Raw genomic sequence first — 25,341 nt, 5'->3', positions numbered from 1 at the left:
AGCCTGCGAAGTGAAAACCCGGGTGGCCCCAACAGCCACCGGAACCGCAATCCAAATGCCGCTCACTGCCATATTATGACGTCAGAACAGCATGTCACAAGGGACAGTTTGGCAGACATGTCATTTGACAGGCCCTAAGCGGCATAAATGCGATGATTCGGTATTGTATAGATGAAACACCACAGCCACTATAGCCAGTCAAAACCGGTTTGTCACTGTGTCGGCAGCCGTTTTACCAGCTTTGCTGCCGCGGCCCGCCATTGTTTCGGGCGTGACTTGGCATATGGCCCATGACGGGACACCCAGAAGTCGACCATTTTGGGAAACAGATCACGCTCACCGACATATTTCCGGCCAAGCGGCAGCAAGCGAACACCGTCGAGAATCTCATCCCGCTTGTCATAGGATTCCTCGTCAATCGCGAGCAAGGCTTCACCTAGGTCGGCCGGATCGCTGGTCCCCAGACGTCGCCGCGCTTCCTCGGCCCGAATGCGCAAACCCGAGAACACGGTCTCTCCCGCCTCATTGGTGTGCCCCTTAGTGCGCATGGCGACAAAACAGTTGCGCGCCAGATGGTTCAACTGCGGCTGGGACAGTTCGGGCATCCAGATCAGCTCCGCCTCCCCGGCCAGCCCGGCCCGTCCGATATGGAATGTCATGTGGCAGAAATTACAGATGGTCGCCAGATTGCGCGGATCGTGATTGTGGTGATCGCTGTCGATATGGTGGATTTCCTGCCATTTCCGGGACTGGAAACCACAGAACTTGCACTTGTAGTGATCGCGCTTGAATACCTTCGGCTTCACTGCACGGAACCGCTCGTCAGCCTGTGCGCTGGCTTCATCCTCGCCGCGCCATGTTGCCCGCTTCGCCCCGAGAATGAGCGTGCCTGTACCAAGTGCTTTTTTCTGCGCCATAGTTTTCTACCCGGCCTGATATCCGCGATTTGCAAGAAGCTGATCATAGCAAATCGGTTTCCGAATGAAACCAACAAAGGTCAGCATCGCGTTTCACACACAAAAAGGCCGCCCGGTCAAACCGGACGGCCTTGATGTTCAGGCAATCTGAAGGTGATTACTGGCTGGTGATAGAGGTCAGAGCGCCACCGTTAGAGTCAGTTTGGGCACCGGTATTGAACAGGGTACCGACAGAGGTACCGAGAACGGCTGGCAGCGCGATGAGCGCGCCGGCAACCAACAGGCGAACCATGGCATGTGACAGCGGTGTACCTTGTGGGTTTTCAGAATGTTGCTTGAACTTCATCAGGCCGCTGGCACCGAAGACCAGACCGACGATGAAGGAAGCAGCGCCGATCAGGTCGGTCAGGGAACCGATCTGAGTCCGAAGCTGGTCACCCATCCCGGCGATACCATTGCTTGCGTGTGCAAGTGAAGGAAGCGCAACCATTGAAACGGCAAGTGCAATACCAAACAGGTTAGTCTTTTTCATTGTAATACTCCTAGTTATCAGATCTTGAGTAATAAAAGGGGCGAGGCATTATCGCCTGGAGATCGTCTCCAGCCCCAAACCTTGGTTGTCTGTCATATTCGTCGAACCGGCGAACAGTGTACCGACAGAAGTACCGAGAACAGATGGCAGCGCAATCAGTGCACCAGCCACCAGCAAGCGAACCATCGCATGGGATATCGGCGTTCCTTGCGGGTTCTCGGAATGCTGCTTGAACTTCATCAGACCGCTGGCACCGAACACCAGACCGACGATGAAAGCAGCTGCACCGATCAGGTCGGTCAGGGACCCGATCTGGTCACGGAGACGGTCGCCCATATCGGCAATACCGCCGCCGCCTGCCTGCGCCTCAGGCGCAAAGGCCAACGCAGAAAATGATGCGACAAGAATGACAAGAAGCAACTTGTTCATAGTTGGCCAATCCCCTTCCACGTTTACCCCAACTTACTGACTGGTGATGGAGCCCAGGTTGCTACCGCCAGACGATGTCGTGGATGATGGCGCAGTGCCAAACAATGTACCGACAGAGGTACCGAGAACGGCTGGCAGCGCGATCAGCGCACCGGCAACCAGCAAGCGAACCATGGCATGTGACAGCGGTGTACCTTGTGGGTTTTCAGAATGTTGCTTGAACTTCATCAGGCCGCTGGCACCAAACACTAGACCGACGATGAAGGAAGCGGCACCGATCAGGTCGGTCAAGGAGCCGATCTGCTCCCGAAGCTGATCGCCCATGCCGGCAATACCATTCGTTGCATGAGCAACGTCTGGAACAATAACGGCGATTGCGGCGGTGGCTGCAACCAGACCAAGAATCTTACGCATGATATTACCCCTTATTTGGTAACTTTGATATTTGTGAACCCCGGCGATTAGAGGATGTATTCACCCTAAACCGTCAACCTACATGTCTTGATATCAACAATTTTGCCTAAATTATAACAAAACTTTTGTTACAGTTTTTCCGACAGGCTACCGCCCCAAAAATCACGAAAAATCGATACCTGACACGGACTTACACATTCACAATACAAGCAGAGTTACACATGGTCTGTTGCAAAACATCTACCGTTGCAATCAGATTCGCCGACAGGATGCCACCAAGAATATGTGTAATAGCCGTGCCGTAGGAGGCCTGGCCTGACCCCTCTGCAGCTCGCTTGATCATCAGCAAACCACGTACAAAGGCTATCCAGCCAATGAACTGGATCAACAGGACCAGCACCGCCATAAAGGCGTCAAACGTGGCCCCTGCCGTGATGGAGAAACCGATATTGCCGACATTGCCGGATATGGTCGAGAAAGCGACGCCATCATATGACAGGATATTGGTCGACGCCGTGCCTTCAAAAATTGTCGTATTAAACGCCCGCCAGGTGTCGGGTAGACCGATCAGGGCACCGGCAATGACGAAACCTACCATCGGACCGGCATAAAGCGACTGCGTTGGCGAGAAACCACCAGAAAACTGCGATGCCCGGGACAAGCGAACCAGTGACTGGAACATGATCATCAGTCCGAGAATGTAACAAATGACCGACAGAACAAAGAATGCCGGACCACCGAGATCAGCATTACTACCCAGAGAAACCGCATTGGCGCCAAACAGCTCGATACCGAGATTGGTAACTGCCTGTTCAAGACCACTCGCATAGGCATGCCCAGGCGCACTCATGATAATGAATGTCAAAGCAATCAATGCAATGGCGCTTGAAACCCGCATAAACCCGCTCCCTGATACCCCATGCTGAACCAGTGTCAGCCCTGAATTTTCAGTATCTCACAGTCTGTAATCAGGGCCAGTTAAAATTTTAAGACAATTTGGTTGTCGTTCCAAACGAGGAAATCCGGGATTTTGTCCCGGATTTCCTCGAATAGACTGTTTTATCGAAAGGCCGCTTTACTGGCGCACAATACCGCGCTCGGTGACCACTTCCCAGCCATTGAAACTGCGGCGGATTTCGGTAACCCGTCCCAACCCCGGCAGGAAATCACCGCGATTAACCGTCAGCACCGTGCCGGTATCCTGAGAAGAAACCCAGGCTGTTCCGGATGAGACACCGCGGAGCTGGTACAGACCATTTGGTTGCCCGCGCATATCGGCCATCTGTACCGGCAGTCTTGCGCCGAATGGTCCAGGCTGTGGCGCCAGTCCCTCGGCCATGAAATAGCCTGGCTTTTGCATAGGTACAGGCGGTGCGGATGTTGGAGCGGCAGATCGGCGAATGGCCGGTGGGCGGCTTGTTGCCGTTGAACGGGTAGCCCCTTGTTCAGGCGACACCACTTTGGACATGGCGGTCTGAGTATTACCTGACTCCGCATTACCTGCAGCGGTGGCTTTCTCCGAACCGGAGACACCGACAGAGGCCAGAGCTGCATTCATCTGGTCCTCGAGAGAAGGCTCAGCAGGCGCCGGAGCCTGATTGTCAACCATCTCATCGGGTTCGGCAACTGGCTCAACCGGTTGTGCAGCAGCAGGTTGCTGTGGCCGCACATTGGCCGGTTGTTGCGGGCGAGCGGCGGCTACAGTTGCCATGTCCTGCTGTGCTTCGGCCAACTGTGCGATACGTCGTTCAAGGCCGTTGATCTGTCCCTGAATCAGCACCATCTCCTCTTCGAAGACACTTTGCATGCTGTCCCGCAGATCCTCTTTCAGAGAATCCATGCCGTTCTTGATCTCGGCAGTCAGATTGCCGCGGAGATCATTGGCGACCGATGCCAGATCATCCTCAGTGACAAATCCTTCGACCGCTGCCATTCCAGCCGGCATCTGTGATCCCATACCGGTATTCGACGTTCCCGTCCCCGCAGGCATCTGCCCCATGGGCTGTCCTGTAGGCTCTGGCTGATTTACATTATTCGTAGACAGTCCTAGCGAACCGGACAGACCAATGCCGTTAGGCTGCGGCAGCTGACCGGCAGATGGCAGTCCCCCGGAAGCGCCTGTGCCAAGCGGATCTGCGGTACCGATGCTGCCCAATTCGCCGAGCATACTCGATTGCGCATTGTTCGCTGCCTGAACCGGTGTAGCGGTGCCAATGCCACCCAGCCCGCCATTCGGCTGAACCTGCCCTGTAGGCATTGGCGTATTGATCGGGTTGGCCGAGGCCAGATCACTGATCGGGCGTGGTGTAACATTGGTCGGGTTGGATGGCGACATGCCACCGAGGCCTGCAGGCGGCGGGTTATTTCCCCCTGCCATATTGGCCAGATCGGCAACAGACACATTACCCGGATCCGTTGATTGCGGCTGGCCCGGCATTGGCAGTGGCTGCTGCGTATTATTAGCCTGACCGGGAAGACCGGGAGCAGGATTGTTCGGAGCAGGTGTATTGTTCTGCGCCGTTTGCTGGGGCGGCGTCAGCGGCAAGCGCTGTGCCGGCGGTGGCGGTGCACCGCCGCCGCCAAGGACAATGGTATACCCCATATAAAGGACAAACAGGCCGAAACCGCCCATGAGACCATAGGGCAGATACTTCTGAACAGCACTGCGTTGAGCCGCACCATCGGCCGCCAACTCACCGTCCTCATCCTCATACTCGTCGCCTTCGTCGTCGTACTCGCCGCCTTCAAAGCCTTCATCATCATCGTCATAGCCGCCGAAATCCTCATCGAAGCCTTCGTCGTCATCATCGAAATCATCCGATGCCTCAGCCGTGCCATCGTCGCTGAACTCGCTCTCATATTCATCATCGAAAGGAGCGTCATCATCAGCGGAAGCCTCAAATTCATCACCGTCATCGGCGAAGTCGGCATCATCGTCAAAACCGTCATCCCAGTCGTCTTCGGCATCATCCGGTGAAGCCCATACGGGCTCCAGGTCGTCATCTTCGAATTCATCGTGATTGTTTGGATCAGACATTTTGTCTTCCTATTTCTTATATACCGAAGAACCCGGCGCAGGGCCGACCAGCTCTTCCAGGAACATCAGACCAAAGAGAGTACCCTGTGCGATGGTCACCTCGGGACGTGAATACTGGCCTCTGTTGCGTTCGGTTTCATCGACCACAACCTCGGCAGCATCGCCAAGACCGGCAACAAGGCTTTCCTCAAGCGAGGCTTCCGCACTGGTTTCCTGAGTTGTGGTGCCACCACCGCCCACATTGATGATAATGCTCGATTCCGTGTCCGAGAACTGATCGGCAAACTCATCCAGAAACGCTGCAGCACCGGCGACAACAAACCGCTCGAAGAAGAAGTTATCAACACTGGTTGCCAGTCCCGTGGTGCCATCGGCCGGATCAACAGCAGCAGCATTGATCGTCGTGGTGTCACCATTGGGATAAACCAGAGTCTTGAACTCAAGGAACATAACGTCCTTGTTCTGCGTGAAAGTACCGATCAGGCGTGAGCCGTTCAGCTTACCCCCAACGATCTCGCCAAGTACCGGCCCAGGCTTGGTGGAAACCGCACGGGTAACCAGACGGGCAAAAATCGTCTCACCCGGCTTGACCAGACGCACCTGCTCGTCACCTGCAGGAGCGGGATTCGGATTGGCAACAGCCGGCCCCATTTGCGGAGAAGAATCAAGCTGCTGGGTCTGCCCGGTCGGGCGATTGCCCGGCACATAGAATACGACTGAATTGCTCGGCTGCGGACGCCAACCACCAACAATACCACCGATCTGTGACTGCATTCGTGAAGCCAGCCCCTGATCCGCCTGAACCCAGAGCGGTTGCGGCAGTACCTGTGGTGGTGGCGCGGCGACAACAGGAACAGGCAGCGGCTTTGGTGTTGCCGGCGGCTGCAGGTTGGTACGGCGCGGCAAGGATGGCGCATCCGGCTCTTCCGGTGCGGATTCAACGACCTGAGGCATCGGGGCCGGCGGCAGTGGCAAGGTCAGATCGGTATCGATCTGCAACTGCCCCTGAAGCACTGGCACAAAACCGCGCCCCTCCCTGAGGGCACGCTCGGATTCCCGCTGGTTGAAATCGGACAGGATGGATTCATAGAACGGCGAGCCCAATTCACCCGGGACCGACTGTACATCAGGCGTACCGGAGATATTGGCACTGGTCTGAACCTGCACATCTTCCTTGAAGGTATAATAGGAGATGGCAATACCGATAACCGCCATGGCAATCGCCACAATGGCAAGGAAACGGCTTTTGGGATCGCGTGCCTGCGCAGCCATTGCCGATGCAAACTTTGATTGTGCCATTCCATTTTCCTCACTGGTTGGTCCGGCCCTAATAATTATGGCCCTGAATCCCAACCTTTAAACCTTGGACGTCGCTAAACGGTATTTCCTTGGCAGTTTATACTAACTTTCCTGATCCATCACGCGCACCGATATCAGACGCCCGTCATCAGACGCCAGTATCACCGGCACATCCGGTATTACATATACCCGTAATCCACCGGCTCCTGCAGCACTGTTCGACCATGCGGGCGATAACAATGTCATACGTGTGCGCAGATACAACGCATCGCCATAGCGCCAGGCACTCAGTCCGGGCTGGTCAACCGACACGGGCTCGGCCCCTTCAGGCGGTAAACCATCGAGAAAGCTGGTAATTACCGGGCCACCGACCTGTGGCGAGGAATCAACAAACTGGATCGGGGCTGCCGCCATGGGACCACGGGCACCAACCCGCATATCAAGGCGATAATCAATGACCTCGGAACCGGCGATCAACTTGACCAATATCGGCACCGGCTGATCCAGCAGGGTAATTACCATATTGCCCTCGGCATAAGGGGCCAGTGGCGTAATGGTAACCAGATTGCCTTCCGGGATCGGGGCATCGACCTGAAATCGATCAGGGTTGCCAACCACAACTGCTGACACCGGATAGGGTGACCCGGTTACATCATAGAATGACAGCGCCGTAACCCGACCGGCACCGGTGCGGATTTGCGGCGGCGCGCCACCGGGTGCCAGCGAAACTTCCATCGAACTGACACTTGGCTGCTCCGGCCGCACTGGATCGGCTGCGGCACGATCGGTAATATCGATCTGTCGCCGCAACTCGCGGATCTGGTCAGGCTTCAAGGGCAGCAGATTACCAAGGACCTGCTCGAATGCCAGTTCCTCAGAAGACGGTATCTCATCAATCCGTACAATCCGGCCATCGGGCAGAACCGCCAACTCACTCATATCAACCGTGGCAACGCCCGGCGCCGCCCCGGTCGCAACCGAAGCCTGCCCCAATGGCACAATCTGCCCGGACGCCATGGGATCAACCCGTGGCGGCGTTTGCTGCCCCTCGACCGGCGGAGAATTCGGCAAGGCTACCCGTGACGGCACACCCGGCGGCAATGATCTGGGCGCAAACTGCACCGGCGCATTATTGGCAAGCCCCTGTGTCTGTGGCTGGGCAGATGGCGGCCTGACAACATTTGACTGCTGTTGCTGTTGCCCCTGAACCAGTGCCGGATTGCCCTGCAGGGGTGGTAATCCGCCGGTTCCGGTATTGGTATTTGCCGTCGGATTGGTATTGGACGGCATGCCGCCCAATCCGCTCGGCACCTGTGGCGGGCTTGATGGCAGAGCCGGTGCTGATGATGGCAAAGGTGGCGGCGCCTGTGCCTGTGCCTCATGCATGACCAGTGATGCACCGCAAACGGCAAGGGCTGCCATCCCGACCCCGACGGTGGATTTCAGCCAGACGAACCGGGCATCAATACCCCGCGCGCCACCGTCAAAGATATGTTGCCGGAGCGCAGCAATGCTTGCGCCTAGTTTGGCCTCGCCACGAATTGCGTAATCCCGACGCCTTCCGGAAATTCCAGAGTTGGAACGCGAGACACGGTCATGTTCACGAGCAGGTTCTGTCGCTGAACCTCGTTCGCAGACCGGTAGGCCACCACGATGGGCATTTCTATCCGCCATGAATATACGCCGTTAACGACGCCCTCAGTCAGCATTACCGGCGCCCCCTGGAGCGCCGCATTCACAATCAGCTTTTTCTGCCTTACGGCTTCGAGGTTGCGAGAGTCTTCCAATGCCTTGAGGAAGGATCGCCACCCGTCAGGTGTAAAGGCTTGTGCAGCATTCTGAAGTTGCTGGCGGAAGTTCACGAAGTCAAAAGTAAAGGCGTCGGTTGCCGCCTTGCCGGCCCAGGTCAAAATGGCCGACTGGGTCAGCATCGGCTCGTGCAATGGGGTCAGGCGGATCAGGCCACCATCGGAGCGGGTCGCAAAATAGCGTGGCTCGGGACGGTCATTCAGGAGGTAATACACTGAATAACCAGCGATAATCAGCGCAACCGACTGGGCCACAAGCGCATAGAGCATCCACCGGAACCGGTCCCGGTAAAACTCGTGCCGCATCATGACGGTTTGTATTGCGTCGTGCCGTCTAGACATAATTTATACCCGCCTGCCCACACTCGATTGATTCAGAATCGTAACCCGACTCGCTGCCCCGACAAAACCCGGATAACGAGTCGAGCCCCGCTATTGGGTTTGCAGTATAGAACAACATTGCAGTTTTGTCGGCATTGTTGATGCCGGGGTGGCATATTTTTACGATGATTTTGGCAAGCTGCGGCATCCGTGACGCGTTACCGGTAGGCGACAGGGTTATGAATGTCGGCTCTATAGGAGATAATTACCGATGTAACCGGTCAGATGCCTGTTACCAGTCATCCCCATCACCGCCACCATGACCGAAGGCATAGGCACCGTTGCGCCAGAATTCGGTGGATTTGCAGCTTGAGCAAATACGCTCGCCCGAATGGCTCGACCAGAACTCGACACCACACATCAGGCAATTACGCACCTTACCGACTGATTTCGGTTTTTTCGGCTTGGGCTCATCGCCCCAGTCCTCTTCCGGGTAATCGAGTGCATCGCCACGCTTCGGCGCTTCCGGCGGAAGTTCATCAACCGCATTGGTGGCAACCGCTTCAGCCCGTGGCGGCAATCCCAACCGATGCGCCTTGATTGCAATAGCATTGGCCGAACGTCCGAACTCATTGATCAGTTCGGCATCGGTACTGCCGCTCAGCCACATCCGGCGGAGCTTCTTGATCTGCTCGTCATTCCAGGAGGAACGGCCCTTGCGTCCAGCCGAGGCACCACCAGCGCCGTCCGAATGCGCCACCGCATCGAAAAGCGTCAAATACCGGTTGGTTACATTAAGCCCAAAGAAAGCCATAGGTTACTCTGCTAGCGAAAACCGTGCCTATCATACAAAGCCTAGGCTGGCTGAAAAGCCAATACCCACTCTTATCTGCCGCAAAGTTTTGCACTCGTGTCCGTATCGGCACTACTTGTGGTAACAACCACAATCCCCGCTTGGCATCTCACCGACATCCCGCCGGCATCCCCTTGGCGACTATGGCGTGACATTTCACATCAGCACCCCCGTTTCTGATACCCCCATCAGACCGGAATGACCAGTGAAAAACTCAATTTCAGGAGCCGGTTTTTTCAACCGGAAGAACACAGAAAAGCGCTTAGCATCAACAGCTAAGCGCTTTAACTTAATTCAGATAAAGAAATGACGAATGGTGCCGCACTATCTCCAGTCAATCAGCCAAGGCTGACAGACGAGATATTACATGCCCATGCCGCGTGATGGACCAGTAGACTTGCGCTCAGCACTTGCCTTGGCGTCTACAGTCAGCTTCGGAGTAACACCGGTTGCATAGCTTGCAGGGCCACCCTTCAGCAGCTGCCGTTCGCCATCTTCAGTCACAATGATAGCACCTGGGGTATTACGCATCTTCTTCCACCACTTCTACGAATTGTTCAATCGTTGCTCTTCTACCATCGGCCATTATCAAGACATCGCCAACTTCTAGGGACCGGTCGATGCTTGTATCAACCATTCCGTATTCTCGGATCGGCGACCAGCCATCGTGGAACTCGATATTCGGATCGACCTTGATGACGATACCGGCAGACCGAGCCCGCTCCTTGAATTCCGGGAAATCATCCTCAGAGATGTAAACCATCTTGAAGTCCTGCCGACTGGTCGGAGAGAATTTCATATCCCTCGCCACTTCGGCGACCACTTCTGGTTTCACCTTGACCCACCACTGACCGTAGTCAGCTGCAGACGTTACCGTGATGATCTTCCGTGTAGCCATGCTCAACAAAAACCCATCTGAATGCGCCGCACTTGCTAAACGCTTTCATCCATAGAATGTGCTGTCCTTATGAAAGCACCAATGCTTTTTGTAAACCGGTGACGGACAGAAACGCCAGTTTTGATCCTGATGATGAAAAATAGCGATATAATGACACAGATGAAAAAGCGCTATTTTTCCGGCTTTTGCCAGCACCAGACGTCCTGATACGGCCCGTCTGCGGTCAATCCGGACCATCTTCCACGCACCGGTCCACCATACGGTACCAGCCCGGCTTGAGCAAACCAGCCATGCACCTGGCTCGGGGCAAAGCCGACAGCGCCCAGCGGCGCTTCCAGGTCTGCCGTATACCCATCCCCAGTTTCCCAAGGCTCAAAGGCGAATGCTGTTGAGGTACTGAGTGATGCTGAATCGATCAGGAAGAAGGTAACAAAGGCAATACCACCCGGTTTCAGGGCTCGTGCCATTTGCCGGGCGTAATGAGCACAGGTCGGTGCCGCCAGATGGGTCAGCACCGATGTGCAGGTAATGCGGTCAAAGCTGTCGGCCTCAACCGGCCATTCAAGCTCATCGGCATTACCCTTGCCGATCGGATTATAAAGGTCATGGGCAACCGGCAGCAGCCTGAAGTCAAAATTCGGATAGCGCCCACCAATCATGTACCGGCACCAATGCACGGCCTTCTGCACCGGCTCAATGCCAACATAGGGCGTATCGGACCGCAGGTAATGGGCAAGCGGCATGGCCACGCGTCCGCATCCGGCACCGACATCCAGTATGCTGTGCCGGGGCATCATATCCGTATAGGCAATCAGCTGTCCTGCCAGCTCCCGTCCAACAATATGAAAATCACCGGCACCGACAAACTGCAGGTGATCCGGTGGCACAGGCAGATACTGACATTTCTCCAGCACATGTTTCAGCCAGAAGACACGATGCAGCGCTTGTGCATCAGGTACCAATGGCTCTGGCAAGCCGGTGGTTGAGCCGTCGAAAGACATGAGAAGATGAAACCGGATAAAATAAACTGGGTGGATCGACTAGCCGAAGAACACCGCGTAGCCACTGAATACGATAGCAAGTGAGGACAACACAATCGCAATCAGGGCCATGCCCTTGCTCATCGTGAGCTTTTGCGTCACGGATTCAATCTCGTTACGCGGCGCGGTATCATTAAGGCGCTCATCAAAGCGCATGGCAAAGACTTCAACAGACTCAAGATCGGCACGCAAACGCTTAACATCGCGCCAGCATACCTTGAGGTATTTCTCGAGCTTGCCGAGATTTTGCCGGTCAGCGTTGGTGGTTCCCGAAGATGCGGCCTTGTTGTTAGCTACCTTGTTGTCAGATGCGGCCTTGCCGGCACCACCGGCACCATGTGCGATCTGTTTGCGCATGGTTTCGGTCTCGCTGATCAGGCGCTTGTCCATCAGGCTCAGGATACGGGCCAGCTTCAGGTAGTTTTCATCAATCTTGTCGAGACGGAAATTGAGCGCTTTCAGCTTGACCGAAAGGTCGTGGGCAACCTCGCCCGGATCGCTCAACGCCTCATCGGCTTTTTTCTCATGATCGACGCTGCCATCCTGATTGATCGTGAACACCCGTGGCCCACGTTTGACGGCCATACCGGTCTGGTCGAAGAACACACTGAACTCCGAAGCCGGGCGGTTGCGCAATTCCGGAGGCAGGTCGAAAACAAAGGCATGACGGCCATCACCAGCCCCGCGATTGGCCAGATCCTCACGATACCGGTCGGCCTGTGCGGTGCCGAGCTTCTTCTCGCCGTGAAAAATGCTGACCGTCGCGATCTCATCCGGTCGCTCCTGATCATAGGCCCAGCCATAGATGCGCCCGCCCTCGACCGCATCAATGAAGCCATCCATAAGATAGCCTTCGGTTTCTGTCGCCACCTGATCCGCCTCGCTGGCCATGTACTATTGCTCCCGCATGGCGAAAGTCGCCGCGTCCATGATTGGTGATAAAATATAGTCGATTGCCTGCCGTTCACCTAATGCGATCAAGACATTGGCCGGCATACCGGGAACCAGTTCAACATAATCGGGCAAACTGTCCATTGCATGATCGGTCAGGGCAACCTTGACTGCAAAATATGGAACCCCGGCCGGATCAACCAGTTGGTCAGCAGAGACCTGCAATACCTCGCCATGGAGCATCGGCACCCGGCGGCGGCTGAAGGATGGCAGCTGTACCTGTGCCTGTAATCCCGGATGCACGGCATTGATGCGCTCAGGCGGAATCCGGGCCTCGATAATCAGCCGGTCCTCCTGAGGCACCAGATCCATGAGCGGCTCACCGGGCCTAATAACACCGCCCGTTGTTGAGACCTGCATATCAACCACGACACCATCTTCCGGTGCAACAATCTCACGCCGCTGCAAGACATCGCGTGCTGCCGTTGCCCGATCACTCAGATCGGCGATTTCAGTCTGGGTGCGATCAAGCTGATCAACAATTTCGGTACGGCGCTGGTTTTCGAGATCAACCAATTCCAGTTGAGTCGTGCCGATGGTCTGGCGGATCTCTGCGATATTGCCTTCGAGTTCGCCGCGACGACCGCGCAATTCAGATGCTCTCCTCTGAAGCGCCAACAACCGTGGTCGTGTTTCAAGTCCCTTGGCCAGCAGGGTTTCGACCGCATTGATCTCCTCGGCAATCAGCCCAAGCTGTTCAGTGGCAGCGCGGGACTGTGACTGCAGGGCAGAAATCTGTTCATTCAACTCGGCAATCCGGTTCTGCAACAGAGATATCTGGTTCTCATAGGCATCGCGCCGGGCGGTAAACAGGTCGGTCTGGTTGATCAGCGCCTCTTCGACATCCGGGTCACTCCGGGCCAGCAACAGCGCTGGCGGGAATTCGATTTCGTCGGCACCGTCAATTTCCGCCAGCAGCCGTGCACGGCGGGCCTGCAGGGCGTGAAGTTGCCCCTCGACCACCCCGAGGCTGGCCCTGGCCTGGGTATCATCGAGGATGATCAGCGGTTGACCGGCATGCACCAACTGCCCGTCACGAACCAGCAGCTTGCTGATGATACCGCCCTCAAGATGCTGGATCGTCTTGCGCTGGCTCTCGACCACGATACTGCCGGAACCATAGGCGGCGCTGTCCAGCCGCGCGGCAAAGCCCCAGGTCAGGAAACCGCCAAAGCTCAACAGAATCACCAGTCCGAGATACAGGAATACCCCGCCCAACCGTGGTCCGCGAGCGAGATTGTCCGATACCGACAATGTCAGTTCCGAGGCTCCCTTACGGTCTGTTTCCGGAAGATACGACATCGGTAATCCCTATTTCCCTTTGGCATTGTCGGTGCCAGTGGCCGGCAGAGCCCGGATGGCGGGTTTGGCAGCGATTGCCGCCTTGGGCTTGTCGCCATCGATCAATGGCAACACCTCTTCGCGGGTCCCGAACCGGCGGATCGAGCCTGTTTCCAGCAGCAGCAGCGCGTCCATTTCATCCAGCACCGAACGGCGATGCGAGACACAGATAACCGTCGTGCCCTCATGTTTCAGCTTGCGGATGGTGCGTTTGAGCGCGGCCTCACCCTCGCGGTCGAGATTGGCATCCGGTTCATCCAGCAACATGATGCTGGGCCGTCCGAACAGGGCACGCGCCAAGGCAATGCGCTGTTTCTGACCACCGGTTAGTACGACCCCGCCCTGCCCGATAAAGCTGTCATAGCCACCCGGCAGACGACCAATGATATCATGCACATCAGCCCGTTTGGCAGCATCAATCACCGCCATGGGATCGGCATCGGTCATGCGCCCGATATTGTCGCGGATAGTGCCCTCAAACAGCGACGGCTCCTGCGGTACATAACCGAGATAGCGTCCCAGATCCTCACGTTCCCACTGATTGACATCCTGCCCGTCAAAACGGACGGCACCGACATTGGGGCGAACAATCCCGAGCAGCAGTCGCAGCAATGTGGATTTTCCGGCGGCTGACGGCCCCAGAATACCGAGCGCCTGACCGGGCTGGACAGTGAAGCTGATACCGCGCAGGACGGCACTGTCCACACCCGGCGGGATATAGACCAGACGTTCAACCTCAATCAGTCCGGACGGGCGTGGATAAATCATTTCCGGCATGACGGCATGCGGCGCATTCAAGGCCTTCTCCAGCCGTTTGTAGGCCCGGCTGGCCGAAACCCATTGTCCCCAGCCATCAATCAGTTGCTCAAACGGCTGCAGTGCACGGGCCATGATCACCATGATCGCAAGAAACACACCGGGGGAAACCTCACCCGCCAGAATCAGACTGGCCGCGGCACCGAGGGTCAGAATCTGGATCACCATCCGGAAACTTCTGGATGCCGAGGTCACCTTGGCGGCGCGGTTGATGCCACGCTCGCCGACCTTGAGATTGTGTTCCTCTGCCTCATGCCAGCGTCTGGCGATGGTCTTGACCATCCCGAGCCCCTGAATGACCTCGGCATTGCGCAGGGCCGCATTCAGATGGGCATTGGACATGGCCGATGCCTCAATGCTGTCTGCAACCGGTTTTGAGGCCAGCATCTGGTTGACGATGGCCAGCGCTGCCAGACCGACGATCCCGAACAGGGTGATCAGCCCGAACACCGGATGCAGCATGAAGGCGACGATAATGAACAGGACAGACCAGACCGCCTCAAAGGCCGCGATCAGGTAACGCCCTGAAACAAACCGCTTCAACTCATTGATATCGCGCAAAACTTCCGTTGGTCTGGCAGTGCCGTTCAGGCTGCCGGTAACCATCGCCTGTAATGAATCCAGTTGCAGGCGCTGATAGGTCCAGTTCGACAGGATGGTATGAATGCGTGACCGGCCATATTCGAGAAAGCCGAGTACGATCATGAAGCCGAGCGCCATGGTCGTCAGGGCGATCAGGGTGCCCTGATTGCCGCTGCCCAATACCCGGTCAAAGGTCTGAAACATGTAAAGCGGCAGGGCCAGCATGCAGAGCGTGGTGAAAAAGCTGGCAAAGAACGACGCCGCCAATCCGGGCGCGCAGCGCTGCGCCAGTTCGGTCAGCAGACTGACTTCGGCACGATTATGGGTTGGTTGTTTTGGCGGCGCTTTTTTCAACGAAACTTATCCAGCAATTCAGCGATACAACATTATATATGAGCAACCGGCCATGACAGAGTCGTAACGTGACGGGATTTCATGAAAAAAGAGCACATTGCCAAGCCCGTTCAATGTGCTCTTCCCTTCAAAACCACCATTCAAACCTATCAGATCAGGTCGATGATATCTTCCAACTGCAGGCGCACCTGCTCTTCGGTCAGGCCGGTAAGGGTAACGCTCACATCACTGGACAGATGAATGATCACGTTCCCGCCAATGGTTTCGATGGTGAAATCGGAGATTTGAACCTCATTCGGATCACCGGGCAGGAAGACGTCACGTTCAATACTGATCTTGTCCACACCCAATGTGAAATCAATGATTGTATCGGAGCCGTCAGTCGAACGCAGATAGACGAAGTTGTCCGCCCCGGCGCCACCGCTCAACGTATCATTACCGGCATTACCGTGAATTTCATCCGAACCGTCACCACCGACAACGCTGTCTGCTCCTTTACCGCCGAACAGTGAATCATCACCATTGCCCCCATCAACCAGGTCATTGTCCTGATTGCCATAGGCAATATTGTCATTCACATCGCCGGAAACGGTATCCGCACCGACACCGCCATAACCGGTATCATCATCGCCAAGGATAACAATGTCATCGCCCTGACCGCCCCACATCTGGTCATCGCCAAGGCCGCCCACAAGCGTATCACTGCCCTCATTGCCGAACAGGACATCATCACCAGCGCCGCCCACAACCGAGTCACCATCGGAGCCGCCATAGACCACATCATTTTCGGCACCGCCATCAATCGTGTCGGAACCCGCCGCCGCAAACAGCGTATCGGCACCTGATGCACCATCCACCATGTTGTTATTGGAATTGCCGATCACGAAATTGGCATCGGCAGAACCGGTGACGGAATCCACGCCGGCAGTCAGGATGGCAAAATCCGATCCGCTGGGCAGCGTTGAAGAAGCACTGATCACATCAAAGGTATCAGTGGAATCTGTTACACCGAGCTTGTTCAATGCATCGTCCACAGCCGTGGATGTCGTACCATCCACATCGCCATGCACGTTTACCGCCCCGCCTGGAATTGTCGGCATTTTCGCCCCTTGCCTGCTGATCTGTTACTCAAAGTTTTCGGCAGAAAACTGTGCCTCAAGATACGCATTTTCCGTGCCAAGCACAAATTTTCGAAAAATTTTCCCCGGCATATGCAAGGCAAAAGTCAGGCGGACTTGTCCTGTGTCCTTCTCGGCTCCCCTGCAAGACAGTCTGTTTTAGATGCTGAACCGCTTGTAAAGCTTGCGATTCAGGCTGTCGCGCACCTGTCTGAAGGCATCCATGCGCTGATCGGCATTGCCCTCCTGCAGCAGGGGATCAAAGGTCGGCCAATACTCCACATCACAGGCTTGGAGTCGGGTTACCTCAAGCGCCCGGTGGTGGGCTTCCGGAGACAGGGTAATGATCAGATCAAAGGACATATCGCCCAGATCGTCGAATGTCTTGGAGCGATGCTTGGTGAGGTCGTAATCCAGCTCCGCCATCACCCTGACCGCCATTGGGTTTATCGGTGCACTGCGCAGCCCGGCGCTGTCGACATAATATTTGGTGCCGGTCAGGCGCTTCATCAGCGCTTCCGCAATCGGTGAGCGGATTGAATTGAGGGTGCAGGAGAAGAGGATACTGGAGCCACCGCCCGGTATCGCCTTGCCTTCCGCATTATTCAATTTCTCAGCCACGGATATGCAGTACACAAAGCAGGGTAAACAAACGGCGGGCGGTCTGCCCGTCCACCGCGACCTCAGCCGCAAGGGTTTCTTTCAGCAGGTCTGCCCCTTCGTTATGCAGGCCGCGACGGCCCATATCGATGGCCTCAATCTGCGACAGGGAGGAGTCCTTAATCGCGGTGTAATAGCTCTCGCAGATCAGGAAATAATCCCGGATGATCCGGCGAAAGGCGCGCAGCTGGATCACCAGTTTGCCCAGTTCCGCTGATTTGTCCTGATTGCGCACAACAAGATTGAGGCGGTTCTCCTCAACCGACAGATCAATCGCATAGGGGCCTTCCGGCAGAGAGACCGGCTTGAAGTAGTTGTTCTCCAGCAGATCAAAGATCGCAACGGCGCGCTCATGCTCGATCTCGGCATTGCGGCGCACCACCGTCCGTTCGTCGAGATCGACCGAGACGATCTTGTATTTGGGATCGTCGGTCATGCCTTGGCCCGCACCTGCGCACCAGCATCACGGCGCAGCCGGACCGCCTCGGCATGGGCGCCGAGCCCTTCCGCCTCGGCCAGTGCAATGGTCGCCTCGGCCAGCGGGCCGAAGGCTTCGGCGGAACAGCGGATCAGGCTGGTGCGCTTCATGAAATTCATCACCCCGAGCCCGGAGGCAAAACGCGCACTACCCGCCGTTGGCAGGACGTGATTGGTCCCGGCGACATAGTCCCCGATCGGCTCGCTGCTATAGGGACCGATAAAGATCGCCCCGGCATGGCGGATGGCGGCGACAATGGTATTGGCCTCGTGGCACACAACCTCGACATGCTCAGCGGCAATCCGGTCAGCAATCACCGGGGCTTCAGCCACCAGATCGACAACGGTAATGATCGCCCCGTGGGTATTCCAGCTCTCGCGCGCAATTCCGGCACGTGGCAGGGCGGCAAGCTGGCGCTCCACAGCGGCACCAACGGCAGCGGCAAGATCAGCGCTGTCGGTCACGAGGATCGATTGCGCCTGCTCATCATGCTCGGCCTGCGACAACAGATCGGCCGCAATCCAGTCGGGATCGGCACTGTCATCGGCAATGACCAGAATTTCAGAAGGCCCGGCAAGGCTGTCGATGCCGACAATGCCGTAAACCTCACGCTTGGCCGCCGCGACATAGGCATTGCCCGGCCCGACGACCAGATCGACCGGCTTGATGCTCTCGGTCCCATAGGCAAAGGCGGCAACCGCCTGCGCCCCGCCAACGCGGTACACCTCGGTCAGTCCCAGCAGCTCAATCGCCGCCGCCAGCGCCGGTGACAGAACATCATCCGGGGTTGGCACCATCACCACGATACGCTCTACACCCGCAACCTGAGCCGGAATGGTGTTCATCAGGAGCGAGCTTGGATACGCCGCCGTACCACCGGGGACATAGAGGCCAACCGCACTGATCGGCGTAAAGCGATAGCCGAGCATCATGCCGCCCGGCTGTTCCAGCTCCAGTCCCGCCGGTGTCTGATATTCGTGGAAAACCCGGATACGTTCGGCGGCAAATTTCAGCGCATCGCGTACATGCTCGGGACATTTGGCAGCGGCAGCCTTGATCCGTCCGGCATCTAGCCACAGGCCATCAGCATCGGCGATCGACAGGCGATCAAACCGGTTGGTCAGTTCGATAACCGCCGCATCACCGCGGGCACGCACATCGGCAATGATGGTGCGGGCAGCCTCGGCAGCACTACTGTCACTGCCCTGACGCGCGCCAAGCAGCCCTGCCAGACGGGCATCGAAATCGGCATCGGCACTGTTCAGATCAAGCGGCATCACGCACCTCCTCAAAGCGCTGGATCAGTGCATTCAGCCCTTCCGGCCGGGTTTTGAGCGCCGTGCGATTGACGATCAGGCGTGAGGTCACCTCAGTGATGACATCCAATTCGACCAACCCGTTGGCCCGCAGTGTGCCGCCGGTGGAGACCAGATCGACGATGCGACGACAGAGTCCAAGCTTGGGCGCCAGTTCCATGGCACCATTCAGCTTGATGCACTCGGCCTGAATGCCCTTGGCAGCAAAGTGCTTGCGGGTGACGTTCGGATATTTGGTGGCAACCCGGACATGGCTCCAGCTCGACGGGTCTTCTTCATCGATCAGCGCCTTCGGGGCGGCAACCGAGAGGCGGCAGCCACCGATCCGCAAATCCAGCGGCGAGAGCAGTTCGGGATAGTCGAATTCGAGCAGAACATCACGCCCGGCAACCCCGATCTGCGCGGCACCGAAGGCCACAAAGGTCGCCACATCAAAGCTGCGCACCCGTACCAGCTCGATATCCGCATGATTGGTTTTGAACTGCAGCTGGCGGGCATCGGGATCGAAAAACGCCTCCTCCGGTTCAATCCTGGCACGATGCAGTACCGGCTGTAATTCCTTGAGAATACGGCCTTTTGGTACGGCGATAACGGTTTTGTCCGGTTCAGTCATCGGAATGCCAGCCTTCAGCTATGCGCAATAAAATTCATCAGTAAGGGTGTTTTGGCGCGAGAATGCGGGTTTTGCAAGACATGGCAACGATCAGCAGCCATGAGAGTATCGGGTGAAAGAGGAAACGGGCCGTAATCCGGGATCAGTCGGCGCGGAGCGGCTCGCCGTGTTTCGCCACCTCGGCGGCCTCCTGCTCACAATCGACCGAGAGATTGCCCTCAAGATCATGGGCTGGACGGCACAAGGTCGGCCAGGCTTCACCCAGATCCTCGAAATGGCAGTCCACTTCGACCATGGTCAGGCGGATGCTGGCATCACCGGCGAAATGGATGAGGACCGTATGCTCGTCGAGTTGCTCGATCGCGAGCAGGCCAAGCATATGGCATTCCTTGGTCTGGTCGATGCCGTGCTGTTCAACCCGGCTGACCTGCTCGAACCGGATCGCGCTCAGGGTGCGGAAAAAGCTGTTGGGCTGTTCGCTGTCTGGATCAACCGGCCCGTCCAGTTGCTCGGGATCGCACCGCTCCCACATGAAGCGGTTGATCACCATGGCAAAGCGCAGTTCCTCGCTGTCATAGCCGATGTCGCGGACAGGCAGAATGGCATCCTGCACCATGGCGGAGATGATGCAGAGATCTTCATCATCCTCGGCCTTCAGGCGGATGGTCGCCGGTACGGATCGGGTCTGGGTCATATCGCTTACCATACAGCCCATTAAACGCGGATATGGCGCATCGTCAACCGCCCATTGTCGGGGTGCCCGGATGCGTCCTGCCTATGCGGCCTCTTTCAGACGGTCGATTTCCGCACCACAGGCGGCCAGCTTGGCCTCAAGCCGCTCATAGCCGCGATCAAGGTGATAGATGCGGTTGACGATGGTCTCGCCTTCCGCCGCCAGCCCGGCCATGACCAGCGAGACCGAGGCCCGCAGATCGGTTGCCATGACCGGCGCGCCAATCAGCTTCGGCACACCGCGGATCAGGGCAGATGCGCCGTGGACGGTGATATTGGCCCCCATGCGGGCCAGTTCCGGCACATGCATGAAGCGGTTCTCAAAGATCGTCTCGGTCAGCATGGCTGCACCCTCACACTTGGTCATGAGCGCCATCATCTGGGCCTGCAGATCGGTTGGGAAGCCAGGGAACGGCTCGGTCATCACATCGACACCGATGATGTTGTCGCCGGTACGACGGACCCGCAGGCCATCCTCAACCGTCTCGACACTGATCCCGGCCTTGGCCAGTGCCGCGATAACGGAACCAAGGTGGCGGTCATTGGCACCTTTCAGCACCACATCACCATCGGTCAGAGCAGCGGCCATGGCATAGGTACCGGTCTCAACCCGGTCGGCGATCACCTGATGCATGCCCTGCCCCAGATTATCACGACCCTGGATCGAGATAATATCGGTGCCCGCCCCCTCAATGGTGACGCCCATCGCCATCAGGCACTCGGCCAGATCGGTGATCTCCGGCTCCCGCGCGGCATTGACCAGACGGGTTTCACCCTTGGCAAGGCTGGCCGCCATCATCAGGTTTTCAGTCGCGCCAACCGATACTTTCGGGAAGACAATTTCGTTACCGTGCAATCCTTTAGGGGCTTTTGCTTCCACATAGCCGCCAGTCAGCTCGATATCGGCACCGAGCTTCTCCAGCCCGCTCAGATGCAGATCAACCGGACGATTGCCGATGGCGCAACCACCGGGCAGCGACACCCGTGCTGAACCGTGCCGTGCGACCATGGGACCGAGCACCAGAATGCTCGCCCGCATCTTGCGCACGAGATCATAGGGCGCTTCGAGCACTTCCGGGCCGTTACTGGTAAGCTCAAGCTGACCATTGGCCGGTTCCTTGATCTGCACGCCGAGATGCTCAAGCAAAGCCCGCGAGGTACGGATATCGGCAAGGTTCGGCACATTGTTCAGGGTCAGGGTCTTGTCGGTCAGAAGGCAGGCCGTCATCAGCGGCAGGGCAGCATTCTTCGCCCCGCTGATCTCAATCGTGCCCTTGAGCGGCTTGCCGCCGCGAATTCTGATCTGGTCCATCTGACGTGCCTGCTGGTGATTAGAGGCGTGGCAGGGTGACACCCTGCTGGCCCATATATTTGCCTGCCCGGTCGGCATAGGAGACTTCCGGTTCGCTCTCGCCGCGCAGGAACAGGAACTGGCAGATGCCCTCATTGGCATAAACCTTGGCCGGCAGTGGCGTAGTGTTGGAAATCTCAAGCGTCACATGCCCTTCCCAGGCTGGCTCCAGCGGCGTCACATTGACGATCAGACCGCAGCGGGCATAGGTGCTCTTGCCGAGGCAGATCACCAGCACATCGCGCGGGATACGGAAATACTCAACGGTCGATGCGAGAGCAAAGCTGTTCGGCGGGATGATGCAGGAATCGCCCTTGCGGGTCACGAACCCGGTCTCGGAGAAATCCTTCGGATCGATCAGTGCATTATCGACATTGGTAAAAATCTTGAACTCGGGCGCCAGCCGCGCGTCATAGCCATAGGAAGACAGGCCATAGGAGATGCAGCCATCGCGATTCTGCTTCTCGACGAAGGGCTCGATCATACCTTGTTCAGTTGCCGCCTTGCGGATCCAGTGGTCGGGCAGAATGGACATGGGCTTGAACTCTCTTATTCTTCCTTGGGACGTGGACTTTCCGGCGTGTCCGATTGTGCATCGGCCTCACCGGCGGGTTCGGATGACGGGCTGGCGGGTTTTTCCGCATCCGCATTCCGGTTCTGACGCTGCCAGCTCTTGCGCCGCCGCAGATTATTGCGCAATGCCTTGGCAAGGCGCTCATTACGATCAGACGTCATGACAGCACTTCAAAAATCAAAATTTGCGGACAGGATTGGCCAGCCAGTTCTATTGCCCGTTAAATAGCGCAAAATCAAGGGAGGCGGTACGGCGGAAGGCTGCTTGTTTGGGGGTAATTTCGTGGCGAAATTGCGGTCGGGCCAAAAGATTGCCTGCCTTGCGCAAATTTGTTGCGATCACGGCTTGCCATTATCGCAACCCGCTTGTATGTTCCGCGCCCATCCGGTCAGGCAACCGCCCTGCACCACCCGGCACGCTGCCGTAGCTCAGGGGTAGAGCACTCCCTTGGTAAGGGAGAGGTCGAGAGTTCAATTCTCTCCGGCAGCACCATTATTTTCCGACAATTCAAAAGGTTATAACAACGGCAGCTTGTCGTTGTGTGTCGTTACGTGCGGAACTACACGCGTACATGCCTTACAAATCCGTACAAAATCCGGACAGCGGGGGCTCAATGATCCGCATCAACCAAAGCTACGGCATCAATCATTACGATGCCATCACCGGCGCCAATATCGAACAACTGGAACAGATACATGCAGATCAGCACGCCGGATAAGTCCGATTATGAGGAGATCGTGGCGGTCTGGGAGAAATCCGTCCGGGCCACGCATGATTTTCTGGCCGAAACCGATATCGCATTTTTCCGCCCGCTGATCCTGAATGAGTTTCTTCCGGCAGTTGATCTCCGTTGCAGCAGAGATGCGGCTGGACGGATGACCGGCTTCATCGGCGTGGCCGAGGGCAATATTGAAATGCTATTCCTTGATCCCGCCCATATGGGCAAGGGCATCGGTCGCCAGTTACTGGACTATGCGATCGCCGAGATGGGTGCCCGCACAGTGGATGTGAATGAGCAGAACCCGAATGCCCTGGCGTTCTACAAACATTGCGGCTTTACCGTAACCGGCCGTTCACCCGTCGACGGCATGGGCAAACCCTACCCGCTGATACACATGGAACGCACCTGACGGCCTAGCGGCCGAGGCCGAGGACTTGGCGCCAGAGGGGGCGGTTTTCGTTGTCGGCTTTTGGTGCTTTCGGGGTGCCCGCCTGTTTGCCGAAATTGGTGTGCAGGGTCATCTGCGGCGGCGCCGGGCGTTTGACGAAGCTGGTATCCGGGCCTTGCGGCTTCACGCCCTCAGGACCATAGAGATCGCCATAGATGTCGCGGATATCCGCCAGCCACTCATCGGCATCGCCGAGCTTTGCCCGCTTGCCCGGCATGGTTTCGGTTGCCCCGTGATCGAGCACCACCAGCTTGCCACCCGGCAACCGGCCGAGATTGTCCGGGCGGTCATCACCATTGGCAAAGCGATAGCCGACTGCCGCCAGCTGGTCACGCATGATCTCCACATCGGTTTGGGTCAGGCTGCCGGTAGCGACGAACGGGTACATCTGAACGTGATACTCCACATAGTCGGATTCCACGGTCTTGCCCTTGATGGCGGGCAGTACCAATGGCTTCGGCTGGCGATCCTCGAACCGGGCCGGGGTAATCTTGGCCACCAGACCATTGCCCACATAGAGCGGCAGGGAAATCTGGGCCGAGGCATGGACGCCGATCAGCGGGATGAAGCGGGTCTGCCCCCACTCCTTCAGCACATCGCCAACCACTTTCTGGGCCCGGAAGTCATAGGCAAGATCACAGACGGCCTGATTGTGCGGCATCTCCATCGACAGCAACCCGACCACATCACCCAGTACCCTTGGCTCCTTCAAACCCGCCATGTTCCCTCTCCCATATCGCTTGTTCTGATAGTGTTATAACAACACAATACGAAAGCAATAAGCGGAATTATTGCTCTATTGCAAACGAGAGAGAAACAATGCTTGGCGCTCTGACGTGCCCAAATCGGACAGAAATGCCCAAAGCAAAAGGGCCCGGCAAAAGCCGAGCCCTTTCGGGAAATTCTGATGTCTGCGCTGATCAGTTGGTCAGGGCAATTTCGCCATCATCGTCTGGTGCTGAATCACTGCTGCCACCGGCCTGATCATTACTTGGAGACAAAGCCGCCGTGGTCAGGATACCGGCATCGGAACCACTGTTACCGGTTGCCGGGGCTGGCGTCTCGCTGACAGCTTCCTCAGCTGGAGATTCCGGTGTGGCCGCAACTTCAGGCGTTGAAATCTCGATATTCGCGGACAGCGTCTCGGTGGTCGCCGCAGCGGAAGTCGCGGGCGCGGACAGGCGCTCGTTGTTTTCCTGTTGGGTCTGGTAAACCGAAGAAGCCTGCTCAGGCGGAAAGCTGCGAAGAACCTCGCCACTTTCCGAATCGCGGAACAGCAACTGCACACCACCGTCATCAACGACGCGGCGCGGGCTTACGAAAACGGCCTGCACGTCGAGAAGTGAGCTCTCGGAAATATCCGGAACTTCAGGCGCTGGCGCTGGTGGACCCGACTGTGCGGGGGTTGCAAGATCAGCAATAGACTGCTGATTGCGTGGAAATTGGATGTCTGACATGTTCGGTATTCTCCCCCTGATGTCATAAAAGCGTTCGGCTAATGTGTTTCAATATACCTAATACGGACAAAAAATAAAAGCTTTCAACGCATCAGCGGATTTTTAACCATTTTCGATGGTGACAGGCGGGCAAGATACCGGCAATCTATTGGTGTTTTATCACGGTTTTTCAGTATCCTAGGTGACAGCGAACGGGCAGGTGAAAATTATTACCTTCAGGCACTCCATATGATGTCCCCTGTACGCTCCGCCTTTCGCTCTCTTCTGGGCGGGCTGAACAA

The 25,341-nt window shown here is 56.9% G+C and carries 28 protein-coding genes and 1 tRNA gene; 2 read left to right on the top strand and 27 right to left on the bottom strand.

Annotated features, from left to right (window positions below; translation table 11 throughout):
- Nucleotides 1-212: 212 nt before the first annotated feature.
- The 25 genes from CBB62_07285 to CBB62_07165 all read right to left on the bottom strand — a co-directional run bounded on the left by CBB62_07285 (nucleotide 213) and on the right by CBB62_07165 (nucleotide 22,595).
- Entirely contained in the window at nucleotides 213-917 is a 705-nt protein-coding gene (locus tag CBB62_07285; protein ID OUT42095.1) for a hypothetical protein, read from the bottom strand.
- Between the two features lie 157 nt (nucleotides 918-1,074).
- Nucleotides 1,075-1,449, bottom strand: coding sequence for a hypothetical protein (locus CBB62_07280; GenBank protein ID OUT42094.1), 375 nt, complete (start codon nucleotides 1,447-1,449; stop codon nucleotides 1,075-1,077).
- A gap of 48 nt (nucleotides 1,450-1,497) precedes the next feature.
- Entirely contained in the window at nucleotides 1,498-1,878 is a 381-nt protein-coding gene (locus tag CBB62_07275) for a hypothetical protein (GenBank protein ID OUT42093.1), read from the bottom strand.
- A 33-nt stretch (nucleotides 1,879-1,911) separates the two neighbouring features.
- A complete protein-coding gene (locus tag CBB62_07270) occupies nucleotides 1,912-2,292 on the bottom strand; it encodes a hypothetical protein (GenBank protein ID OUT42092.1) in 381 nt (126 codons plus the stop codon).
- A 190-nt stretch (nucleotides 2,293-2,482) separates the two neighbouring features.
- Nucleotides 2,483-3,190, bottom strand: a complete 708-nt coding sequence (locus CBB62_07265; protein ID OUT42091.1) for a hypothetical protein — start codon at nucleotides 3,188-3,190, stop codon at nucleotides 2,483-2,485.
- Nucleotides 3,191-3,367: 177 nt separating this feature from the next.
- Complete coding sequence (locus CBB62_07260; GenBank protein ID OUT42090.1) at nucleotides 3,368-5,329, bottom strand: hypothetical protein; 1,962 nt, start codon at nucleotides 5,327-5,329, stop codon at nucleotides 3,368-3,370.
- Between the two features lie 9 nt (nucleotides 5,330-5,338).
- Entirely contained in the window at nucleotides 5,339-6,628 is a 1,290-nt protein-coding gene (locus CBB62_07255) for a hypothetical protein (GenBank protein OUT42089.1), read from the bottom strand.
- A gap of 102 nt (nucleotides 6,629-6,730) precedes the next feature.
- A complete protein-coding gene (locus tag CBB62_07250; protein OUT42088.1) occupies nucleotides 6,731-8,050 on the bottom strand; it encodes a hypothetical protein in 1,320 nt (439 codons plus the stop codon).
- A gap of 98 nt (nucleotides 8,051-8,148) precedes the next feature.
- A complete protein-coding gene (locus tag CBB62_07245; GenBank protein OUT42087.1) occupies nucleotides 8,149-8,778 on the bottom strand; it encodes a hypothetical protein in 630 nt (209 codons plus the stop codon).
- The gene (locus CBB62_07240) at nucleotides 8,771-8,965 is read right to left on the bottom strand and encodes a hypothetical protein (protein OUT42086.1); all 195 of its coding nucleotides are present in this window, start codon (nucleotides 8,963-8,965) and stop codon (nucleotides 8,771-8,773) included. The genes CBB62_07245 and CBB62_07240 overlap by 8 nt, the downstream gene beginning before the upstream one ends.
- Nucleotides 8,966-9,049: 84 nt before the next feature.
- Nucleotides 9,050-9,571 carry a hypothetical protein gene (locus CBB62_07235; protein ID OUT42085.1) on the bottom strand — a complete coding sequence of 174 codons (522 nt, stop codon included), beginning with the start codon at nucleotides 9,569-9,571 and terminating at the stop codon, nucleotides 9,050-9,052.
- 562 nt (nucleotides 9,572-10,133) lie between these two features.
- Complete coding sequence (locus CBB62_07230) at nucleotides 10,134-10,508, bottom strand: hypothetical protein (GenBank protein ID OUT42084.1); 375 nt, start codon at nucleotides 10,506-10,508, stop codon at nucleotides 10,134-10,136.
- A gap of 170 nt (nucleotides 10,509-10,678) precedes the next feature.
- Nucleotides 10,679-11,509 carry a hypothetical protein gene (locus CBB62_07225; protein ID OUT42083.1) on the bottom strand — a complete coding sequence of 277 codons (831 nt, stop codon included), beginning with the start codon at nucleotides 11,507-11,509 and terminating at the stop codon, nucleotides 10,679-10,681.
- Between the two features lie 39 nt (nucleotides 11,510-11,548).
- Nucleotides 11,549-12,439, bottom strand: a complete 891-nt coding sequence (locus tag CBB62_07220) for a hypothetical protein (GenBank protein OUT42082.1) — start codon at nucleotides 12,437-12,439, stop codon at nucleotides 11,549-11,551.
- A gap of 3 nt (nucleotides 12,440-12,442) precedes the next feature.
- Nucleotides 12,443-13,801, bottom strand: a complete 1,359-nt coding sequence (locus CBB62_07215; GenBank protein ID OUT42081.1) for a hypothetical protein — start codon at nucleotides 13,799-13,801, stop codon at nucleotides 12,443-12,445.
- A gap of 9 nt (nucleotides 13,802-13,810) precedes the next feature.
- Nucleotides 13,811-15,592: a hypothetical protein gene (locus CBB62_07210; protein OUT42080.1), complete on the bottom strand. Its 1,782-nt coding sequence runs from the start codon at nucleotides 15,590-15,592 to the stop codon at nucleotides 13,811-13,813.
- Between the two features lie 149 nt (nucleotides 15,593-15,741).
- Entirely contained in the window at nucleotides 15,742-16,692 is a 951-nt protein-coding gene (locus CBB62_07205) for a hypothetical protein (protein ID OUT42079.1), read from the bottom strand.
- 177 nt (nucleotides 16,693-16,869) lie between these two features.
- Nucleotides 16,870-17,274, bottom strand: coding sequence for a low molecular weight phosphatase family protein (locus tag CBB62_07200; protein ID OUT42691.1), 405 nt, complete (start codon nucleotides 17,272-17,274; stop codon nucleotides 16,870-16,872).
- Nucleotides 17,275-17,323: 49 nt separating this feature from the next.
- Nucleotides 17,324-17,806, bottom strand: a complete 483-nt coding sequence (locus tag CBB62_07195) for a hypothetical protein (GenBank protein ID OUT42078.1) — start codon at nucleotides 17,804-17,806, stop codon at nucleotides 17,324-17,326.
- Nucleotides 17,803-19,125, bottom strand: coding sequence for a histidinol dehydrogenase (locus CBB62_07190; protein OUT42077.1), 1,323 nt, complete (start codon nucleotides 19,123-19,125; stop codon nucleotides 17,803-17,805). The genes CBB62_07195 and CBB62_07190 overlap by 4 nt, the downstream gene beginning before the upstream one ends.
- Nucleotides 19,115-19,777 carry an ATP phosphoribosyltransferase gene (locus CBB62_07185; GenBank protein ID OUT42076.1) on the bottom strand — a complete coding sequence of 221 codons (663 nt, stop codon included), beginning with the start codon at nucleotides 19,775-19,777 and terminating at the stop codon, nucleotides 19,115-19,117. Before CBB62_07185 ends, CBB62_07190 begins: the two co-directional genes overlap by 11 nt.
- Nucleotides 19,778-19,919: 142 nt before the next feature.
- On the bottom strand, nucleotides 19,920-20,492 hold the full coding sequence (locus CBB62_07180; protein OUT42075.1) for a hypothetical protein: 573 nt from the start codon (nucleotides 20,490-20,492) through the stop codon (nucleotides 19,920-19,922).
- A gap of 60 nt (nucleotides 20,493-20,552) precedes the next feature.
- Nucleotides 20,553-21,821 (bottom strand): UDP-N-acetylglucosamine 1-carboxyvinyltransferase, encoded by a 1,269-nt coding sequence (locus CBB62_07175; protein ID OUT42074.1) that lies wholly within the window; start codon nucleotides 21,819-21,821, stop codon nucleotides 20,553-20,555.
- 19 nt (nucleotides 21,822-21,840) lie between these two features.
- Nucleotides 21,841-22,395, bottom strand: a complete 555-nt coding sequence (locus CBB62_07170; protein OUT42073.1) for a dCTP deaminase — start codon at nucleotides 22,393-22,395, stop codon at nucleotides 21,841-21,843.
- A gap of 14 nt (nucleotides 22,396-22,409) precedes the next feature.
- Nucleotides 22,410-22,595: a hypothetical protein gene (locus CBB62_07165; GenBank protein ID OUT42072.1), complete on the bottom strand. Its 186-nt coding sequence runs from the start codon at nucleotides 22,593-22,595 to the stop codon at nucleotides 22,410-22,412.
- Nucleotides 22,596-22,851: 256 nt separating this feature from the next.
- Between CBB62_07165 and CBB62_07160 the strand changes: the two genes are divergently transcribed.
- Together CBB62_07160 and CBB62_07155 are read left to right on the top strand one after the other, a co-directional pair.
- Nucleotides 22,852-22,926, top strand: a tRNA-Thr gene (locus CBB62_07160).
- Between the two features lie 203 nt (nucleotides 22,927-23,129).
- Nucleotides 23,130-23,564 carry an acetyltransferase gene (locus CBB62_07155; GenBank protein OUT42071.1) on the top strand — a complete coding sequence of 145 codons (435 nt, stop codon included), beginning with the start codon at nucleotides 23,130-23,132 and terminating at the stop codon, nucleotides 23,562-23,564.
- A gap of 4 nt (nucleotides 23,565-23,568) precedes the next feature.
- Here the strand turns inward: CBB62_07155 and CBB62_07150 are convergent, their stop codons facing one another.
- Complete coding sequence (locus tag CBB62_07150; GenBank protein ID OUT42070.1) at nucleotides 23,569-24,324, bottom strand: hypothetical protein; 756 nt, start codon at nucleotides 24,322-24,324, stop codon at nucleotides 23,569-23,571.
- A gap of 199 nt (nucleotides 24,325-24,523) precedes the next feature.
- Nucleotides 24,524-25,060, bottom strand: coding sequence for a hypothetical protein (locus CBB62_07145; GenBank protein ID OUT42069.1), 537 nt, complete (start codon nucleotides 25,058-25,060; stop codon nucleotides 24,524-24,526).
- Nucleotides 25,061-25,341 lie beyond the last annotated feature (281 nt).

The sequence above is a fragment of the Micavibrio sp. TMED2 genome, assembly GCA_002168225.1.
Classification (GTDB): domain Bacteria; phylum Pseudomonadota; class Alphaproteobacteria; order TMED2; family TMED2; genus TMED2.
Note: the sequence above shows the minus strand (reverse complement) of the source record. Positions and strands in the feature narration are given on the sequence as shown.

What these genes read in the sequence shown, in the direction of transcription:
- CBB62_07285 (OUT42095.1), bottom strand. Translation starts at nt 917, where the DNA reads ATGGCGCAGAAAAAAGCACTTGGTACAGGCACGCTCATTCTCGGGGCG.
- CBB62_07280 (OUT42094.1), bottom strand. Translation starts at nt 1,449, where the DNA reads ATGAAAAAGACTAACCTGTTTGGTATTGCACTTGCCGTTTCAATGGTT.
- CBB62_07275 (OUT42093.1), bottom strand. Translation starts at nt 1,878, where the DNA reads ATGAACAAGTTGCTTCTTGTCATTCTTGTCGCATCATTTTCTGCGTTG.
- CBB62_07270 (OUT42092.1), bottom strand. Translation starts at nt 2,292, where the DNA reads ATGCGTAAGATTCTTGGTCTGGTTGCAGCCACCGCCGCAATCGCCGTT.
- CBB62_07265 (OUT42091.1), bottom strand. Translation starts at nt 3,190, where the DNA reads ATGCGGGTTTCAAGCGCCATTGCATTGATTGCTTTGACATTCATTATC.
- CBB62_07260 (OUT42090.1), bottom strand. Translation starts at nt 5,329, where the DNA reads ATGTCTGATCCAAACAATCACGATGAATTCGAAGATGACGACCTGGAG.
- CBB62_07255 (OUT42089.1), bottom strand. Translation starts at nt 6,628, where the DNA reads ATGGCACAATCAAAGTTTGCATCGGCAATGGCTGCGCAGGCACGCGAT.
- CBB62_07250 (OUT42088.1), bottom strand. Translation starts at nt 8,050, where the DNA reads ATGGCAGCCCTTGCCGTTTGCGGTGCATCACTGGTCATGCATGAGGCA.
- CBB62_07245 (OUT42087.1), bottom strand. Translation starts at nt 8,778, where the DNA reads ATGTCTAGACGGCACGACGCAATACAAACCGTCATGATGCGGCACGAG.
- CBB62_07240 (OUT42086.1), bottom strand. Translation starts at nt 8,965, where the DNA reads ATGCCGCAGCTTGCCAAAATCATCGTAAAAATATGCCACCCCGGCATC.
- CBB62_07235 (OUT42085.1), bottom strand. Translation starts at nt 9,571, where the DNA reads ATGGCTTTCTTTGGGCTTAATGTAACCAACCGGTATTTGACGCTTTTC.
- CBB62_07230 (OUT42084.1), bottom strand. Translation starts at nt 10,508, where the DNA reads ATGGCTACACGGAAGATCATCACGGTAACGTCTGCAGCTGACTACGGT.
- CBB62_07225 (OUT42083.1), bottom strand. Translation starts at nt 11,509, where the DNA reads ATGTCTTTCGACGGCTCAACCACCGGCTTGCCAGAGCCATTGGTACCT.
- CBB62_07220 (OUT42082.1), bottom strand. Translation starts at nt 12,439, where the DNA reads ATGGCCAGCGAGGCGGATCAGGTGGCGACAGAAACCGAAGGCTATCTT.
- CBB62_07215 (OUT42081.1), bottom strand. Translation starts at nt 13,801, where the DNA reads ATGTCGTATCTTCCGGAAACAGACCGTAAGGGAGCCTCGGAACTGACA.
- CBB62_07205 (OUT42079.1), bottom strand. Translation starts at nt 16,692, where the DNA reads ATGCCGACAATTCCAGGCGGGGCGGTAAACGTGCATGGCGATGTGGAT.
- CBB62_07195 (OUT42078.1), bottom strand. Translation starts at nt 17,806, where the DNA reads ATGACCGACGATCCCAAATACAAGATCGTCTCGGTCGATCTCGACGAA.
- CBB62_07190 (OUT42077.1), bottom strand. Translation starts at nt 19,125, where the DNA reads ATGCCGCTTGATCTGAACAGTGCCGATGCCGATTTCGATGCCCGTCTG.
- CBB62_07185 (OUT42076.1), bottom strand. Translation starts at nt 19,777, where the DNA reads ATGACTGAACCGGACAAAACCGTTATCGCCGTACCAAAAGGCCGTATT.
- CBB62_07180 (OUT42075.1), bottom strand. Translation starts at nt 20,492, where the DNA reads ATGGGCTGTATGGTAAGCGATATGACCCAGACCCGATCCGTACCGGCG.
- CBB62_07175 (OUT42074.1), bottom strand. Translation starts at nt 21,821, where the DNA reads ATGGACCAGATCAGAATTCGCGGCGGCAAGCCGCTCAAGGGCACGATT.
- CBB62_07170 (OUT42073.1), bottom strand. Translation starts at nt 22,395, where the DNA reads ATGTCCATTCTGCCCGACCACTGGATCCGCAAGGCGGCAACTGAACAA.
- CBB62_07165 (OUT42072.1), bottom strand. Translation starts at nt 22,595, where the DNA reads ATGACGTCTGATCGTAATGAGCGCCTTGCCAAGGCATTGCGCAATAAT.
- CBB62_07155 (OUT42071.1), top strand. Translation starts at nt 23,130, where the DNA reads ATGCAGATCAGCACGCCGGATAAGTCCGATTATGAGGAGATCGTGGCG.
- CBB62_07150 (OUT42070.1), bottom strand. Translation starts at nt 24,324, where the DNA reads ATGGCGGGTTTGAAGGAGCCAAGGGTACTGGGTGATGTGGTCGGGTTG.
- CBB62_07145 (OUT42069.1), bottom strand. Translation starts at nt 25,060, where the DNA reads ATGTCAGACATCCAATTTCCACGCAATCAGCAGTCTATTGCTGATCTT.